The sequence below is a fragment of the Hydrogenophaga sp. PBL-H3 genome (assembly GCF_010104355.1).
Classification (GTDB): Bacteria; Pseudomonadota; Gammaproteobacteria; order Burkholderiales; family Burkholderiaceae_C; genus Hydrogenophaga.
Genome location: NZ_CP044972.1, coordinates 508,975 through 526,361, shown reverse-complemented (window position 1 = coordinate 526,361; position 17,387 = coordinate 508,975). Strand labels below are relative to the sequence as shown.

Genomic DNA, 17,387 nt, shown 5'->3' with positions numbered 1-17,387 from the left:
TGTGCTTGATGAAGGCACGCGCTCAGATGGACTTCACGCTTTGAGGAATTCCGCTTTGCCACCCAACCAGCGGGCGATGTGTTTTTCGGCCAGCAGTGGGTACTCGGCCAGCATCACCGGTGCGGCAGCGCGGGCCCATTCGAGCAGGTGGGTGTCGGTGGCCAGGTCCGCAAAACGCAGCAGTGGTGCGCCCGACTGGCGCGCACCCAGAAATTCGCCCGGGCCGCGGATCTCCAGGTCGCGCCGCGCGATCTCGAAACCGTCGCTGGTCTCGGCCATGGCTTTCAGGCGTTCGCGCGCGGTCTCGCCGAGGCGCCCGCCGTCGGGCGGTGTGTAGAGCAGCACGCAGGCCGAGGCCGCCGCGCCGCGGCCCACGCGCCCGCGCAACTGGTGCAGCTGCGAGAGGCCGAAGCGCTCGGCGTGTTCGATCACCATCAGCGAAGCGTTGGGCACGTCCACCCCCACCTCGATCACCGTGGTGGAGACCAGCACGCCCATCTGCCCGCCGGTGAACAGCGACATCACCGCCTTCTTCTCGGCCACCGGCATGCGCGAATGCAGCAGACCGACCAGCACGCCAGGCAGCGAAGCCGACAGCTCGGCGTGCGTGGCGGTGGCATTCGACAAGTCCAGTGCCTCGCTCTCTTCAATCAGCGGACACACCCAGTACACCTGCCGGCCTTGCGCGAGCTGGCCGCGGATGCGCTCGATCACCTCGTCGCGGCGGCTGTCGGCCACCACCTTGGTGACGATGGGCGTGCGTCCGGGGGGGAGTTCGTCGATGGTGGAGACGTCGAGGTCGGCGTAGTAGCTCATGGCCAGCGTTCTTGGAATGGGCGTGGCCGTCATCATGAGGAGGTGGGGCTCCTGGGCGGGGGCTTCGACAGGCTCAGCCTGAACGGAAGTTGTTGCTGTTTGCACGGTATCCATCCCCGTTCGGGCTGAGCCTGTCGAAGCCCCCGCCGGCACCTGCATCTTCCCCCGCAGCGCCAGCCGCTGCGCCACGCCAAACCGGTGCTGCTCGTCGATGATCGCCAGCGCGAGGTTCTTGAACACCACCTGGTCCTGAATGACCGCGTGCGTGCCCACCACCAACGCCGCCTCGCCACTCGCAATCAGCGCGAGCATCTCGCCGCGTTGCTTTTTTTTCTGGCTGCCGGTGAGCCAGGCCACGCGTTTGCCCAGCGGCGCGAGCAAGGGCTCCAGCCAGCCGATGAGCTTGGCGAAATGCTGCTCGGCCAGGATTTCGGTGGGTGCCATCAGCGCGCACTGCCAGCCCGCGTCGATGGCAATCGCCGCAGCGAGTGCGGCCACCACCGTCTTGCCAGAGCCCACGTCGCCCTGCAGCAGGCGGTGCATGGGAATCTGCCGCACGAGATCGCGCGCGATCTCTTCACCCACGCGGCGCTGCGCGGTGGTGAGCGCAAACGGCAACACGCCGAGCAGTTGTTCGTGCAGGCCGCCCGGCGCAGCGCGCAGGGCCGGCGCGCTCAGCGCGGCGCGTTCCTGCCGCGCGGTGAATTGAGAGAGCTGCTGCGCCAGCAGCTCCTCGGCCTTCAGGCGCTGCCAGGCCGGGTGGCTGCGGTCTTCGAGCGCGTCGAGCGACACGTCCGGACCCGGATGGTGCAGGTACTGCAAGGCGTTGCGCAAGGTCCAGGCGCCGCGCACCACGGCCTGCAGGCCGCCCAGCAGCGCGGGCGGCAAAGACTCGCCCAGATCGGCACGCCGCAAGCCGCTGGCCACCACCTTGCGCAAATAGGCCTGCGGCAGCTGCGCGCTGGTGGGGTAGACCGGCGTGAGCGCGTCGGGCAGTTCATCGCCCGCCGCGTGAAACGCCGGGTGCACCATGGTCCAGCCCAGAAAGCCGCCGCGCAACTCCCCGCGCACGCGCACCCGCTCGCCCACGGCCAGCGTCTTCTGGTGCGCCGGGTAGAAGGTGAAGAAGCGCAGCGTGCAGGTGTCGGTGCCGTCGTCCAGCGTCACCAGCAGCTGGCGGCGCGGGCGCTGGGTGATCTCGCTGTGGGTGACCGTGCCTTCGATCTGCGCCAGTTGCCCGTCGCGGGCGCCCCGCAGCGTGACGATGCGGGTCTCGTCCTCGTAGCGCAGCGGCAGGTGCAGCGCCAGGTCGATGTCGCGCACCAGCCCGAGCCGGTGCAAGGCCTTCTGCGGGGCAGAGAGTGGCTTGCGGGCGGGGGTGGCGTCGGGCATGGGACAATTCTGCCCGCTTCCCCTCACCCTTCTTTTTCACTTGGCACGGGCTTCGTCCAGCCCTCAAGCAGCATGACCTTTTCTTCTGCGTCTGTCGCGCGCGCCTTCACGGTGGCGGACTTCGATTTCCACCTGCCCACCGAGCTGATCGCCCAGCACCCCGCGCCCGAGCGCAGCGCCTCGCGCCTGCTCGACGGCACCGGTGCCGCGCCGGTGGACCGCATCTTTCGCGACCTGCCCTCCCTGCTCCGGGACGGCGACCTGCTCGTGTTCAACGACACGCAGGTGGTGAAGGCCCGGCTGTTTGGCCAGAAGGCCAGCGGCGGGCAGCTGGAGATGTTGATCGAGCGCGTGCTGCTGCCGCATGAGGCCAGCGACGGCTCGGCGCACGAGGTGGTGGCCCATCTGCGCGTGAGCAAGAAACCGCAGGTCGGCGGGCGGCTGCACATGGGCGGCGGCCTGGGCCGGGGCGGGTTTGATGCCGTCTTCATCGGCCGCTGGCCGGACGAGCAGGGCCAGCTGTTCCGCTTTCGCCTGCACGGCCCGGCCGGCGAAACCCCCTACGAGCTGATGGCGCAACATGGCCATGTGCCGCTGCCGCCCTACATCACCCACACAGACGAGGCCGACGACGAGCGCCGCTACCAGACCGTGTTTGCGCGCGTGCCCGGTGCGGTGGCCGCGCCCACGGCCGCGCTGCACTTTGATGACGCGGTGCTGGCCGCGCTCGATGCGCGCGGCGTGCGGCGCGCCAGCGTCACGCTGCACGTGGGTGCGGGCACCTTCGCGCCCATGAAGGCCGGCCGCATCGAAGACCACGTGATGCACCACGAGCGTTATGCGATCCCGCCAGACACGCTGCGCGCCATCGCCGAGTGCCGCGCGCGCGGCGGGCGCGTGGTGGCCGTGGGCACCACCACCGTGCGCACGCTGGAGAGCTGGGCGCATTCGGGCGAGACCGAGGGCGACACCAACATCTTCATCACACCGGGCTTTGCGTTCCAGGTGGTCGATGCGATGGTGACCAACTTCCACCTGCCCCAGTCCACGCTGATGATGCTGGTCAGCGCCTTCGCGGGCTTCGATCACATCAAGGCGCTGTACGCGCACGCGATCGAACAGCGCTACCGCTTCTTCAGCTATGGCGACGCCATGCTGCTGCAACGCTCACCGGCTCAAGGTGTCTGAATGCGGCTGATGTACTCCAGCAGCACCAGGATGCGGGCGCGCACGAGACCGGCCGAGTCGTAATGGCCGCGCGCCTCACGCATCTGCTGTGCCTGGTCGATCTGGTACTCGCGGCCCCACACCGGCATGTCGCGCGAACCGTGGCTGGGCACACCCGCGCCATCGATCACGGCGTAAAGCCGGTTGATCGGCAGCACACCCTGGTTTTTCTTTGCCAGCTGGGTCAGGTCGGGCGGGCTCTTGCGCAGCAACTCGCCCAGTGGCCCGTTGCCCTTGCCATCGGTGCCATGGCAGCTGGCGCAGTTGTCCGCAAACTCCTGCTTGCCCGGATCGAACACAGCGGGCTGGGCCGACGCGGCACCCCAGCTGCAGGCGATGACGAGAGCGAGAAGTCCTCTCTGGAGGATTTTCATTTTCATGGTGTGACTCCTGTGGTGGATGGCGAGGTTCGCGGCCAGCAGCGAGGTGCTCCGTGCCAACCGTGATTCATCCTAGGTCGCACCCGGATCGCACCGATTGAGGTTGCTCAATGGCGCGCGACCCCCTTCGTACAATCCCGCCTTCCCAGGAACACCCCCATGCTGCAATTCGAACTGCTGACCACCGACCCCACGAGCCACGCGCGCCGCGCCCGCCTCACGCTCAACCACGGCGTGGTGCAGACCCCCATCTTCATGCCGGTGGGCACCTACGGCACGGTCAAGGGCGTCATGCCGCAAAGCCTGCACGACATGGGCGCGCAGATCATCCTGGGCAACACCTTCCACCTCTGGATGCGCCCGGGCCGCGAGGTGATGAACAGCTTTGGCGGCCTGCACGCCTTCGAGCAATGGCACAAGCCCATCCTCACCGACTCGGGTGGTTTCCAGGTGTGGAGCCTGGGCGCCATGCGCAAGATCACCGAAGAAGGCGTGACCTTCGCCAGCCCCGTCAACGGCGACAAGCTCTTCATGTCGCCCGAGGTCAGCATGGACATCCAGACCGGGCTGAACAGCGACATCGTGATGCAGCTCGACGAGTGCACGCCATATGAAACCAACGGTCACCTGACCACCGAGGCCGAGGCGCGCAAGAGCATGGAGATGAGTCTGCGCTGGGCCAAACGCTCGCAAGACGAGTTCGCCCGGCTGGAGAACCCGAACGCGCTGTTCGGCATCGTGCAGGGCGGCATGTTCGAGCATCTGCGCCAGGAATCGCTGGACGCGCTGGTCGACATGAACTTCCCCGGCTACGCCATCGGCGGCGTGAGCGTGGGTGAGCCCAAAGAGCAGATGCTGCAGATCATGGCGCACACGCCGCACCGCCTGCCGGCGCACAAGCCGCGCTACCTCATGGGCGTGGGCACGCCCGAAGACCTGGTGCAGGGCGTGGCCGATGGCGTGGACATGTTCGACTGCGTCATGCCCACGCGCAACGCGCGCAACGGCACGCTGTTCACGCGTTTTGGCGACCTGAAGATCCGCAACGCGCGCCACAAGACCGACCACCAGCCGCTGGACACCACCTGCACCTGCCACGCCTGCGCAGGCAAGAGCGGCGTGAGCTGGGACCAGGGCGGGCGCGAGGGCTTCAGCCGCGCCTACCTGCACCACCTGGACCGCTGCGGCGAGATGCTCGGCCCCATGCTGGCCACCATCCACAACCTGCATTACTACCTGAACCTCATGCGCGAGGTGCGCGAGGCGCTGGACGCGGGCAGTTTCGGCGCGTTCCGGGCGCGGTTCAAAGAGGACAGGGCGCGCGGCGTCTGACGCAGCGTTCAGTCGGGTTCCGAGCGAACCAGCCTGGCGACCACCTCGCAGAAGGCCTCGACCGCATCGGTCTTGAACACCACCTCACGCACACCCGCGGCTTTGGCCTCGGCCTGCAGTTCGTCGGTGATGTAGCCCGAGGCCACGGCCACCGGCAGGCGGGGATTGATGTCCAGCACCGCCTTGGCCACCTCCAGTCCCGACATGCCGGGCATGTTGAAGTCGGTCAGCAGCAACTGGAAACCCGTGGGCGATGCCTTCACCGCGTCGATGGCCTGGGCCTGGGACGTGACCGCCGTGACGCGGTAGCCGCGTCGCTCCAGCAAGCGTCGCACCAGAAACACCAAGGTGTCGTCGTCGTCGAGGTAGAGGATGTGGGGCGGCACCGCAGAAGGTTCGTCGGCCATGGCTTGGTCGGGTGTGGAGCTTGAAACGGGTGGGGGTACGGGCGAAACGAAACCCATTGTGACGGGTTCGCGCGAAACCAGGGCAGGGGTTTCCTCGCCATCCCAGGCGGGATCGATGGGGGCGGCGGGGAAAAACAGGGTGAACATGGTGCCTGCGCCGGGTTCGGTGTCGACCTCGATCGCACCGCCATGAACCTGCACGATGCCCAGCACCACCGGCAGCCCCAGGCCCGTTCCCCGCCCCACCGCCTTGGTGGTGAAAAAGGGCTCGAAGATCCGGCTGCGCACGGCCTCGACCATGCCGCAGCCGTTGTCGCTGACGCGCAGGCGCACGGCGCCCACATCGAGCTGGGCGCAGGTCTGGGCAAGCTCCGGAGGCAACAACGACGAGGTGTTCGCCAGGCTGTCGATGCGGCATTCGATGCGCCCGGGCCCGCCGTCCAGCGCGTGGATGGCGTTGGTGCACAGGTTGACGATCACCTGCCCGATCTGGGTGGCGTCGGCCTCGATGGACAAGGTGTTGGGCGCGCACGACTGCACCAGTTCCACCTGGGGCGGCAGGGCGCCACGCAGCAGGGTGCAGGACTCGGCCAGGATGGTGCACACGTTGACCCGCGTGCGCTCCACCGGCTGCTGGCGACTGAACGCCAGGATCTGGCGCACCAGTTCGCGCCCGCGGCGCGCGGCGGTGCTGATCTCGTGCAGGCTCTCGCGCGAGGCGGCCTGGGGCGGCAGGTCCTGCCGCGCCAGATCGGCGTTGCCCAGGATGGCCGCCAGGATGTTGTTGAAGTCGTGCGCCACGCCACCGGCCAGGGTGCCCAGCGCCTCCATTTTCTGGGACTGCGCGAGCTGCGCCTGCAGGTGCTTCTGCTGGGACTGCGCGTTCTTGAGCGAGGTGATGTCGATGAAGGTCAGCACCACGTGGCGCAAGCCGCCTTGCGTGTTGTTCTCGGGGTAGGCATTGCACAGACCCCAGTGCACGCCCTCGCCGTCCCCCTGCGGCATGCCGATCACCACGCTGCGCACCGGCTGACCGGTGGCGAGCACGCGCTCGAAGGGCATTTCGTGCCGGCGCATGGGCTGGCCGTCCTCGCGCAGCATCCGCCAGCCGTCCACCGAGGGCTCGGGCAAGGCGGGGTTGGCCCCCCCCTCGCCCCACCCCAGAAAGCGCCGGGCGGCGGTGTTGATGCTGGACAAGGTGTGGTCGGGCCGGAACACCATCACACCTGCGCTGAGGTTGTCGATCAGGGCGCGCGAATCGGCTTCGCGCAGCTGCAGGCCCAGGCGAGCCTTGTCGCCGTCCAGGCGCAGGCGGTAAGACACCAGTGCGCCGTACAGGACCACCCGCAGCATCTTGCTGAGCAGGAAGAAGAAGATGAAAGGCGGTGTCACGGTCTCCTGCGACAGGTTGAGCACCTGCAAGGCGACGGCAAAGGCCACCATGCCGCAGAACTCGATCGCCGTGAGCACCTTGAGCGCCTGCATTTCGGGCACACGACCCTGCGGATCAGCGCGTCGGATGTCGACGAAAGACCCCACCGTCATCGCGATCACCGCTCCGTTGAACAGGGCCTGGCGCACGGGGGGCAGATCCCACTCGATCAGGAAGAGAAGCGTGATGCAGAAGAACAGGAGTGCGCCCACCACGATGGGCACGCGTGGCGTTGGGCGGCTCGTGTAGCTGCGAAAGCCCAGCCACGCAAACAGGGCGCTGAGCGCGAGTGCGGTGTTGCCGGTGGGGAAGGTCAGGGCATCCGGCAAGCTGCCACGCGACCACAGCATCACCGAGCCCAGGATGCCCAGCACGGCGGACAGCGACCACCAGCCTGGCCCTCCGATGGCGGGGTAGCGGCGCATCTGCGCCCAGAAGGCCAGCGCGATCAGGACGTCAACGCCCACCCGCAGGGCCAGCAGGGTCGGCAGGTCAAACAGCATGGAAAGGGAACATGGCCAACATATCGAATCATTGAAGCACAGCCGGCCTGCGCCATCGGGCCGAAAAGCGCCACAAAGGCAGGGGTGTTCCATTCAACGCGCCCGGGCGGCGAGCACTCGACGATCAGGTTAGACGCCTCTGCGACTCCCCGGGCACTGCGCAGTCGCTGCGGGGACAAAGTGACACCGTGGCGCGGACCCAGAATGCCGCTCATGGGAACGCTCTACCTTGTGCGCCACGGCCAGGCCTCGTTTGGTGCGGACGACTACGACCAGCTCAGCGAGATGGGTCAACGCCAGAGCCGCCGGCTGGGCGAGCACTGGGCCGAACGCGGCGTGGTGTTCGACGCCGTCATCACCGGCACCCTCAAGCGCCACGCCCAGACCTGGGCCGGCATTGCCGAGGGTGCGAAGCTGCACCACGAGCCGCTGGCCTGGCCTGGACTCAACGAGTACGACAGCGAGGCCGTGATCCGCGCGATCCACCCGCACCCGCTGGAGAAGCCGCGCTCGGCCGAAGAAGCGCCCGAACTCTACCGACACCACTTCCGCCTGCTGCGTGATGGACTGACCCAATGGATGGCCGGCACCGTGAGCCCACAGGGCATGCCGAGCTACACCGAGTTCGTGCACGGCGTCACCAGCGCGCTGGACCATGTGAGGGCGAAGCACCACGGGGAAAATGTGCTGCTGGTCTCCAGCGGCGGGCCGATCTCCACCGCGGTGGGCCATGTGCTGGGCCTGAGCCCGGAGGCCACCATTGAGCTGAACCTGCGCATCCGCAACAGCGCGGTGACCGAGTTCCAGTTCAACCCCAAACGGCACACGCTGCTGACCTACAACACGCTGCCGCACCTGGACCACCCCGCCTTCAAGCGTTGGGTGACTTACGCTTGAGCCGGTTTTTCACAACTTTGCGTTGAACGCCGTGATGTCAGACAGCGTGTCGGCAGGCAGCTGATCGATCTCGCTCAACAGACGCGCCAGCGCACGGCCAGCGGCATCAAGCACCACGCGGCCCTTCTCGGCCGAGGCTGCAGCCGCATTGCCCACCGCGCCACACGCGTTGTAGTCCTGCATTTGCCAGCCCAGCTTGGCGCTCTTGCCGTTGCCCAGAATCGCAAAGCGCGCGGCGCGGTCTTGCGAGGTGGAGTGGAAGTCGGCAGCGTGTTCCATGCGCACCCGCTCGGGGCTCAGCGCCAGCATCACCGAGGTTTCAATCTCGCCCGCATGAATGCCGAAGCGGTGTTCTTGCGCACTGAACATCGCATTCACATCGGCCCCGCTGGCGTCCAGCAGCGGCAGGTTGAACCAGTTCACGCTGTAGACCAGCATGCCCAGCCGCGCCCGCAGGTCGCGCGCCACCAGGTCCATCAGGCCCACCTGCCCACCGTGGGCGTTGAACAGCACCAGTTTCTTCACACCGCTGGCGGCCACGCTCTCGCCGATCTCGGTCCACAGGCGCAGCACGGTCTCGGCCCGGTGCGTGAGCGTGCCGGCAAAGCGCGTGTGCTCGGGCGAGAACCCCACCGCCTGCGTGGGCAGAAAGAACGCGGGCAGGTCCGCCGCGATGTGGGGCATGCTCGCGGCCACCACGCCGTTGGCGATGTCGGTGTCCACCGACAGCGGCAGGTGCGGGCCGTGTTGTTCGGTGGCGGCCACGGGCAGCACGGCGATGGCGCGGACCCGGTCCAGCGAGTCGAAGTCGGCGGTGGTGAGGTCGGACCAGAAGCGGGTGGAGCGTGTCATGTGCCGATCTTACGGTCGGCGTACATCCAGTGACGCGACCAGGGCAAGCCGCTGGCGTTCTGCCCGGCCACGCGGCACAGCACCTGGTAGATCGCCACCTCGTCGTGCTCGAACGCCCAGGCACAGCCCGCGAGGTAGATGCGCCAGATGCGCCAGCGTTTTTCGTCCACCAGCGGCTTGATCTGTGCCGTGTGCGCCTCGAAGGCGTCGCTCCAGAGCTGCGTGGTGCGCATGTAGTGGCGGCGCAGGTTTTCCACGTCGAAGGCTTCGAGCCCGCCCTCCTGCAAGGTGCGCAAGACCGTGCTGATGTGCGGCACTTCGCCCTGCGGGAACACGTAGCGGTCGATGAAATGGCCGCCGCCGTGGCGCGTTTCGCCGTCATACGCGTCGGTGCTGGTGATGCCGTGGTTCATGGCCCAGCCGTCGGGCTTGAGCAGCGCGCGGATGTGCGTGAAGTAAGCCATCAGATGGTCCAGCCCCACGTGTTCGAACATGCCCACGCTGGTGATCCGGTCGAACGGGCCGTCGCTCACGTCACGGTAGTCCTGCAGGCGGATCTCGATGCGGTCTTGCAGCCCCGCAGCCCGCACGCGTTCGCGCGCCAGATCGAACTGGTTTTGTGACAGCGTCACGCCCACGCACTGCGCGCCAAAACGCTGGGCCGCGCGCAACACCAGCGCGCCCCAGCCACAGCCAATGTCGAGCAGGCGCTGGCCCGGCCGCAGGCGGATCTTGGTCAGGATGTGGTCGATCTTCTTCGTCTGCGCCTCGTCCAGCGTTTCATCGCCCCGCTCGAAGTAGCCGCACGAATACACCATGCCTTCGCCCAGCCACCGGGCGTAGAAGTCGTTGGACACGTCGTAGTGGTACTGGATGGCTTCGCTGTCGCTCTCGCGCGTGTGGCCGAAGCGCCGGCGCAGGCGACCGAGCAGGCCACCCTCGGGTTGGGCGTTGGCCGCCAGCCCGTGCGCCACGGCCAGGATGTCGGGCACCGAGCCCTCCACATCGATCAGCCCCTCCACATAGGCCTGGCCCAGCGTGTCCAGCCCGGGGTCGATCAACAGCGGCAGGGCCGAAGCGTCGCGCACGTGGATCTCCACCTGCGGCTGCTCGAAGTCTCCCAGCGCCAGCGAAGAGGCGCCGCGCTCGCCCCAGCTCAGGCGAACCGGCAGGTTCACCCGGGTTTTCATGCGTTGCGCCCAGGGCAACAGGGCGCGCTCCACGATCGATCCCATGCACACCTCCATGCGGGGCAGACCTGTTCCCTGAACCCGGTTGTACCCAATCGAGGCGGGACTGTGAAGGGAGCGCCGCCCGCCCAGGCGCTGCAAGACAGAAAAACAGCGGTGACTTACATTCAAAAGCCACCGCCCTCGACCGCCGAAGGAACTTGGGCGGGCCGAGCCGCTCACACCTTGCGCCACCCCATTCCACGCCCGATCCCGATGCCCTCTCCCACCGAATTCAGAGCTTTCGCCGTCCTTCGCCTGCTGGGCGCGTGGCTGCTTGCCGCCGCTGTGCCCCTGGGCGTGGCCGCGCAGGGCCTGCTGGGCGGAACCCCGGCCAGCGTGACCGTGGTGCAGAGCGACCAGGCGCGCGCCGAGATCGTGGCTCATGCGCCCGACGGCGCCGGGCCGGGCCAGAAGATCTGGGTCGGCCTGCAGCTCACCCACGCACCCGAATGGCACACCTACTGGAAGAACGCTGGCGACTCCGGCCTGCCCACCGAGCTGCGCTGGACCCTGCCGCCCGGTGTGACGGCTGGCGACATCGCCTGGCCCACGCCGCGCAAGTTCCCCATCGGCACCCTGGCCAACTACGGCTTTGACGGCACCGTGGTGCTGCCGGTGCCCCTGACCGTGAGCCCCGACTTCAAGGGCGACTCGATCGACGTGAAGCTTTACGCGGCCTGGCTGGTCTGCCGCAAGGAGTGCATTCCGGAAGAGGGCAACTTCACACTGAGCATTCCGGTGCAGGGCTCCACCGGCAGCTTTGGTGCTGCCTTCGAGGCCAGCTTGCGGGCCGCGCCCAAAGACCAGCCCGTGGCCGACAGCCGCCTGCAGCCCGACGAGGGATTTCTCAAGGTGTCGCTGGCCAACCTGCCCGCTGCCTGGCGTGGAAAGGCGCTGGAGTTCTACCCCGAGACCACCGGCCTGATCGAGCCCGGCGCACCCTGGACCCAGGCCTGGGACGGTGCGCGCTGGACCGCGCGTGTGCCGCTCTCGCCGCACCGCAGCGAAAGCCCTGCGCAGCTCGCGCTGGTGGTGGCCGAGGCCAACCCGCCCGGCCACGGGCCCGGCTCGCCCGGTGCGCGGCTCGATGTGCCGGTGCAAGGCGCCTGGCCAGCGGTGGCGCCCTTGCCGGCCGCCGTGCCCGATGCATTGCAGGCCGCCCTGGACGCCAACACCGCGCGCGCCGCCGCACCGGCGAACAACGCGACTTCGCTTTCCCTGGGCGCAGCCCTGCTGGGCGCACTGCTTGGCGGCCTGATCCTCAACCTCATGCCCTGCGTGTTCCCGGTGCTGGCCATCAAGGTCATGGCGTTTGCCAAACACGCCAACGACCGCGCGGCCCACCGCGCCAACGGCCTGGCCTACAGCGCTGGCGTGGTGCTGTCGTTTGCTGCGCTCGGCGGTTTGCTGCTGGGCCTGCGCGCCGCGGGCGAGCAGCTCGGCTGGGGCTTCCAGCTGCAGAGTCCGGCCGTGGTGGCGGGGCTGGCCGTGCTGTTCACACTGATCGGCCTGAACCTGGCCGGCCTGTTCGAGTTTGGCAGCGTGCTGCCCAGCCGCCTGGCCAGCCTGCAGGCCAGGAACCCGACGGTGGATGCCTTCCTCACCGGCGTGCTGGCCACGGCCATCGCTTCGCCCTGCACCGCGCCGTTCATGGGCGCCTCGCTAGGCTTGGCAATCGGCCTGCCGGCTGCGCAGGCGCTGGCCGTGTTTGCGGTGCTGGGCCTGGGCATGGCCCTGCCGTACCTGGCCGCCAGCTGGATCCCGGCCGTGGCGCGCGCCCTGCCCCGCCCCGGCGCGTGGATGGACACCTTCCGCCGCGGCATGGCCTTCCCGATGTTCGCCACCGTGGTCTGGCTCCTGTGGGTGCTCGGCCAGCAAAGCGGCATCGACGGCGCGGCCGGCTTGCTCATGCTGCTGGTCGTGCTGGCCTTGCTGGTCTGGTCGCTCGGCCTGCGCGGGAGAAGCCGCACGGCCCTGGCGGGCCTGTCGCTCGCCGGCCTGGCCTGGCTGGGCTGGGCGGTGGGCCCCCATGTGACGCGCCTGCAGGAAACCACACCCGGCCAGGCGGTGGCCACCGCCGTGCAGGGCGTGAGCTGGCAGGCCTGGAGCCCCGAAACGCAGGCCAGCCTGGTGGCCGAAGGCCGCCCGGTGTTTGTGGATTTCACCGCCGCCTGGTGCGTGACCTGCCAGTACAACAAGCGCACCACGCTGGCCGATGCGGCCGTGCTGGGTGACATTGCCGGCAAGAACGTGGCGCTGCTGCGCGCCGACTGGACGCGCCGCGACCCGGCCGTGACCGCCGCGCTGACCACGCTGGGCCGCAACGGCGTGCCGGTGTACGCGATCTACAAGACCGGACAGGCACCGCAGGTGCTGTCCGAAGTGTTGAGTGTGGAGGAGGTCCGCGCGGCGCTGTCCAGGCTTTGAGCCTGCGCGGTCGTCGCTTTGTTCGTTGTGGATCCGCTGTCAGGAGTCATCACCATGCAACGCCGCCCCATCATCGCCCTGGCCACCCTCTCACCCTTCGCCAGCCTGCTGCTGCCCGGCACCGCCCAGGCTGCCAGCGTGGGCCAGCCCGCGCCCGACTTCACCCTGATGGACACGGCGGGCAAACCCGTGAAGCTGTCGCAGTTCAAGGGCAAGCCGGTGGTGCTGGAATGGAACAACCCGGGCTGCCCGTTCGTGAAGAAACACTACCAGGGCAACATGCAGGCCTTGCAAAAAGAGGTCACGGCCCAGGGCGCCATCTGGCTGGCGATCAACTCCACGCGCGACGACAGCGTCGACCACATGGCGCCCGCCCAGCTCGGCCGCTGGATGACCGAACAGAGAGCCAGTCCCACCGCCGCCCTGCTGGACGAAGACGGCAAGGTCGGTCAGGCGTATGCGGCGCGCGTGACGCCCCACATGTTCATCGTCAACGCGCAGGGCGTGCTGGTGTACGCCGGCGGCATCGACAGCATCGCCTCGGCCCGTGCGGACGACATCCCCAAGGCCACCAACTACGTGCGCCAGGCCATGGCGGAAATCCAGGCGGGCAAGCCGGTGAGCGTGGCGAACAGCCGGGCTTACGGTTGCTCGGTCAAGTACCAGCCCGCCTGAACGGATTCCCGCTGCGCAAGGGCCTTGTCACCCACGTTCAGCGCACCGCGGTGCAGCCCGGATAATGACCTGCATCGCAGACAACCCGCCGGACGCCCCATGCCCTTTGCTCCCCTGAAGAACGACACCTTCCTGCGCGCCTGCCTGCGCCAGTCCACCGACCACACGCCGGTGTGGCTCATGCGCCAGGCGGGTCGCTATCTGCCCGAGTACTGCGCCACGCGCGCCAAGGCCGGCAGCTTCATGGGACTGGCCACCAACGTGGACTACGCCACCGAGGTGACCCTGCAGCCGCTGGAGCGTTACGCGCTGGACGCCTCCATCCTGTTCAGCGACATCCTCACCGTGCCCGACGCCATGGGCCTGGGCCTGTCGTTCGCGCTGGGCGAAGGCCCGAAGTTTGCGAAGACCGTGCGCACCGAAGCCGACGTGGCCGCGCTGGCCGTGCCCGACATGGACAAGCTGCGCTACGTGTTCGACGCGGTCACCTCCATCCGCAAGGCCTTGAATGGCCGTGTGCCCCTGATCGGCTTCTCGGGCAGCCCCTGGACGCTGGCCTGCTACATGGTCGAGGGCGGCGGCTCGGACGACTACCGCGCGGTCAAGACGCTCATGTACAGCCGCCCGGACCTGATGCACCGCATCCTGGCCATCAACGCCGACTCGGTGGCCGCCTACCTCAACGCCCAGATCGACGCCGGCGCGCAGGCCGTGATGGTGTTCGACAGCTGGGGCGGTGTGCTGGCCGACGGCAACTTCCAGGACTTCAGCCTGGCTTACACCAGGCGCGTGCTGGCCCAGCTCAAACGCGAACACGAGGGCGTGGTGATCCCGCGCATCGTCTTCACCAAGGGCGGCGGCCTGTGGCTGGACGACATGAAAACGCTGGACTGCAATGCCCTCGGCCTGGACTGGACCGTGAATCTGGCCAAGGCCCGCGCCCAGGTGGGCGAAGGGCCGGACGGCAAGGCCCTGCAAGGCAACATCGACCCCAACGTGCTGTTCGCACAGCCCGCGCAGATCGACGCCGAAGTGGCGCGCGTGCTGGAGAGTTTCGGCAAACCCCACCAGGGCCCGGGCACGGGCGCCACCCACATCTTCAACCTGGGCCACGGCATCAGCCAGTTCACGCCGCCGGAGCATGTGTCGGCCCTGGTGAACGCGGTGCACACCCACTCGAAGCGCCTGCGCGCTGCCGGTTGAGCCCTTCGGGAGCGGAAGAAGCGCTCCCGTTTTTGGAGCTTGCACCGCAGTTTGGGCGCGGGCTGCGGCAAGCGCCCCAGGCGTTTCAGTAAGACGAAAGGCGTCATGAAACCGTCATGACCCTGGGGTAGCGCCCGCCGCTAACACAAAAAATGCCGAAAAACACACTTGACAGGCGTCACTTATGCACAAAATTTGTGCTGCGGTGCGCCATGATGTCCGAACACCCCTGCAAGCCATGCCTCCCACGGGATTCCGCCACAAGTTGTTGATTCATATAGGTTTTGTAATCTGCTTTTTTTGCAGGCAGTTTAAGCAAAGCCTTGATTTTCAAGGGCTGCGGCACCGGAAACCGAATCTATCAACAAAGTTATCCACAGAAAATCTGGATATGTCCCGATGCTGAGCCAAATCAACGACTTACGCCGCTTTCCGACAGTTCGACTGAGGAAGACCCGCTAACCATGGCTTTCTGGCCCAGCGTCGTGGTGGCCACCCCCGCCCACAGCGGGGTGGGTGCCCACCTGACCTACCGAAGTGAGTTGTCGCTCGCGTCTGGCACGCTGGTGCGGGTACCGCTGGGCGCGCGCGAGGTGCTGGGTGTGGTGTGGGACTGCCCGGCCGTACCCCCCGAAGGCCTGACCGAAGCGAAAACCAAACCGGTGACCGGCGTGCTCGACGGCCTGCCGCCGCTCAACGATCGCTGGCGCCAGCTGGTCAAATTTGCCGCTCAGTATTACCAACGCAGTCTGGGCGAGGTGGCCCTGGCCGCGCTGCCGCCGCAACTGCGCGACCTCAGCAACGTGCAACTGGCGCGCCGACTCAAGCGGCGCCGAGCAGCCGGCGTGGACGGGCCGGTGCCGGCGGCTGATGTGGCGGCTGGTGATGTGGCGGTTGGCCACGACCTCAGCGACGAACAAAGCCAGGCGCTGGATGCGCTGGCCGATGCGAAGGCTCCGGTGCTGCTGTTCGGCGCCACCGGCAGCGGCAAGACCGAGGTGTACCTGCAGGCCACACAACGCGCGCTGCAAGCCCATGCCGACGCGCAGGTGCTGGTGATGGTGCCGGAGATCAACCTCACGCCGCAGCTGGAGACCCGTTTTCGCGAGCGTTTCGAGCCCCTGTGTGGCGCGGGTGCGGTGGTCTGCCTGCACAGCGGCATGACGCCAGCCCAGCGCCTCTCCAGCTGGCTCTCGGCCCACACCGGGCAGGCGCGCATCGTGCTGGGCACGCGCATGGCCGTGCTGGCCAGCCTGCCCGGACTGCGCCTGATCGTGGTCGACGAGGAGCACGACCCCAGCTACAAGAGCCAGGAAGGCGCTCGTTACTCGGCGCGCGATCTGGCGGTGTACCGGGGCAAGGTGGAGAGCGATGCCATGGCGGCGGGCGAGCGTTGCCAAGTGGTGCTGGGCTCGGCCACGCCCTCGCTGGAGAGCTGGCACGCGGCCGACCAGGGCCGCTACCTGCGGCTGGCCATGCCGGCGCGCATCGGGGGCGGTGCGCTGCCGCGCCTGCGCCTGGTGGACATGAACCACCAGCCCAAGGGCGCGGTGCTTGCCCCCCCCTTGATTGCCGCCATGACCGAGCGCATCGGGCGCGGCGAGCAGTGCCTGGTGCTGCTGAACCGGCGCGGCTACGCCCCGGTTCTGGCCTGCCACGACTGTGGCTGGAAGAGCGCCTGCCCGCATTGCAGCGCCTACCGCGTGTTCCACAAGCTCGACCGCACGCTGCGCTGCCACCACTGCGGCTTCACCGAGCGCGTGCCACGCGCCTGCCCCGACTGCGGCAACCTTGACATCGCGCCCGTGGGCCGCGGCACCGAGCAGGTGGAAGAACAGCTCGCGGCCCTGCTGGCCGATGCGCGCCGCCCCGACGGCGGGCCGGCGCGCGTGGCGCGCATGGACGCCGACTCGACCCGCCTCAAGGGCAGCCTGGAGGTGCAGCTGGCCACGATGCACAGCGGTGAGGTCGATGTGCTGGTGGGCACGCAGATGATCGCCAAGGGCCACGACTTCCGCCGCATCACGCTGGTGGCCAGCATCAATGCCGACTCGGGGCTGTTCGCCAGCGACTACCGCGCGCCCGAGCGGCTGTTTGCGTTGCTCATGCAGGCGGCCGGGCGCGCCGGGCGCGACGCAGCCCAGAGCGCTGCCAGCGAAATGTGGGTGCAGACCTGGTACCCTCAGCACCCGTTGTTTGCCTCGCTCAAACAGCACGATTTCCCGGCGTTTGCACTCACGCAACTGGCCGAGCGCCTGAGCGCAGGCATGCCGCCCTATGGCCACCAGGCGTTGCTGCGCGCCGACGCCCGCACCCAGCAGGCGGCGCAGGCTTACCTGAACGCGGCGGCGCAGGCGGCGGTGGGTTTGCCGCACTTCGATGACGTGACCCTGTACCCCGCGGTACCACTCACCATCCAGCGCGTGGCCAACGTGGAGCGCGCACAGCTGTTGGTGGAAGCCGCCTCGCGCAGCGCGCTGCAGCGCTTTTTGTCGGCATGGCAGCCGGTGCTGCTGGAGAGCCGCAGCCGGCCCGAGGCGCGTGGCCTGATCCGCTTTGCGGTGGACGTGGACCCGCTGGCGATCTGAGCACTGGCGGGAGCCGCTGCCATG

12 protein-coding genes are annotated in these 17,387 nt (G+C 68.1%); 7 read left to right on the top strand and 5 right to left on the bottom strand.

All coding sequences use genetic code 11. From position 1 onward, the window contains the following. Positions 1-33: 33 nt before the first annotated feature. Positions 34-2,208: an ATP-dependent DNA helicase RecG gene (gene recG, locus F9Z44_RS02495; RefSeq protein WP_159603302.1), complete on the bottom strand. Its 2,175-nt coding sequence runs from the start codon at positions 2,206-2,208 to the stop codon at positions 34-36. Positions 2,209-2,280: 72 nt separating this feature from the next. Between recG and queA the strand changes: the two genes are divergently transcribed. After that, positions 2,281-3,396: a tRNA preQ1(34) S-adenosylmethionine ribosyltransferase-isomerase QueA gene (gene queA / locus F9Z44_RS02490; RefSeq protein WP_159603300.1), complete on the top strand. Its 1,116-nt coding sequence runs from the start codon at positions 2,281-2,283 to the stop codon at positions 3,394-3,396. On the opposite strand, the gene F9Z44_RS02485 is transcribed toward queA, so the two are convergent. Further along, positions 3,384-3,815, bottom strand: coding sequence for a c-type cytochrome (locus F9Z44_RS02485; protein WP_159603298.1), 432 nt, complete (start codon positions 3,813-3,815; stop codon positions 3,384-3,386). The two genes, queA and F9Z44_RS02485, sit on opposite strands and share 13 nt — an antisense overlap. 159 nt (positions 3,816-3,974) lie before the next feature. Here F9Z44_RS02485 and tgt point away from each other — a divergent pair, with 159 nt between their 5' ends. Continuing rightward, positions 3,975-5,147 carry a tRNA guanosine(34) transglycosylase Tgt gene (tgt, locus tag F9Z44_RS02480; protein ID WP_159603296.1) on the top strand — a complete coding sequence of 391 codons (1,173 nt, stop codon included), beginning with the start codon at positions 3,975-3,977 and terminating at the stop codon, positions 5,145-5,147. An 8-nt stretch (positions 5,148-5,155) separates the two neighbouring features. Here the strand turns inward: tgt and F9Z44_RS02475 are convergent, their stop codons facing one another. Next, positions 5,156-7,489: a hybrid sensor histidine kinase/response regulator gene (locus tag F9Z44_RS02475; protein WP_159603294.1), complete on the bottom strand. Its 2,334-nt coding sequence runs from the start codon at positions 7,487-7,489 to the stop codon at positions 5,156-5,158. A gap of 213 nt (positions 7,490-7,702) precedes the next feature. On the opposite strand from F9Z44_RS02475, the gene F9Z44_RS02470 reads away from it, so the two are divergent. Then, complete coding sequence (locus F9Z44_RS02470) at positions 7,703-8,386, top strand: histidine phosphatase family protein (RefSeq protein WP_159608550.1); 684 nt, start codon at positions 7,703-7,705, stop codon at positions 8,384-8,386. 9 nt (positions 8,387-8,395) lie between these two features. Here the strand turns inward: F9Z44_RS02470 and F9Z44_RS02465 are convergent, their stop codons facing one another. Further along, positions 8,396-9,238, bottom strand: coding sequence for a creatininase family protein (locus F9Z44_RS02465; RefSeq protein WP_159603292.1), 843 nt, complete (start codon positions 9,236-9,238; stop codon positions 8,396-8,398). Then, entirely contained in the window at positions 9,235-10,473 is a 1,239-nt protein-coding gene (locus tag F9Z44_RS02460) for an SAM-dependent methyltransferase (protein ID WP_159603290.1), read from the bottom strand. The genes F9Z44_RS02465 and F9Z44_RS02460 overlap by 4 nt, the downstream gene beginning before the upstream one ends. Before the next feature lie 210 nt (positions 10,474-10,683). On the opposite strand from F9Z44_RS02460, the gene F9Z44_RS02455 reads away from it, so the two are divergent. The 4 genes from F9Z44_RS02455 (at position 10,684) to priA (ending at position 17,363) form a co-directional block, all read left to right on the top strand. Next, positions 10,684-12,897: a protein-disulfide reductase DsbD family protein gene (locus F9Z44_RS02455; RefSeq protein WP_159603288.1), complete on the top strand. Its 2,214-nt coding sequence runs from the start codon at positions 10,684-10,686 to the stop codon at positions 12,895-12,897. A gap of 54 nt (positions 12,898-12,951) precedes the next feature. Then, positions 12,952-13,572, top strand: a complete 621-nt coding sequence (locus F9Z44_RS02450) for a thioredoxin family protein (protein WP_159603286.1) — start codon at positions 12,952-12,954, stop codon at positions 13,570-13,572. Positions 13,573-13,671: 99 nt separating this feature from the next. Beyond that, positions 13,672-14,775 (top strand): uroporphyrinogen decarboxylase, encoded by a 1,104-nt coding sequence (gene hemE, locus F9Z44_RS02445; protein WP_159603284.1) that lies wholly within the window; start codon positions 13,672-13,674, stop codon positions 14,773-14,775. A 464-nt stretch (positions 14,776-15,239) separates the two neighbouring features. Further along, the gene (priA, locus tag F9Z44_RS02440; RefSeq protein WP_159603282.1) at positions 15,240-17,363 is read left to right on the top strand and encodes a replication restart helicase PriA; all 2,124 of its coding nucleotides are present in this window, start codon (positions 15,240-15,242) and stop codon (positions 17,361-17,363) included. Positions 17,364-17,387: the final 24 nt, after the last annotated feature.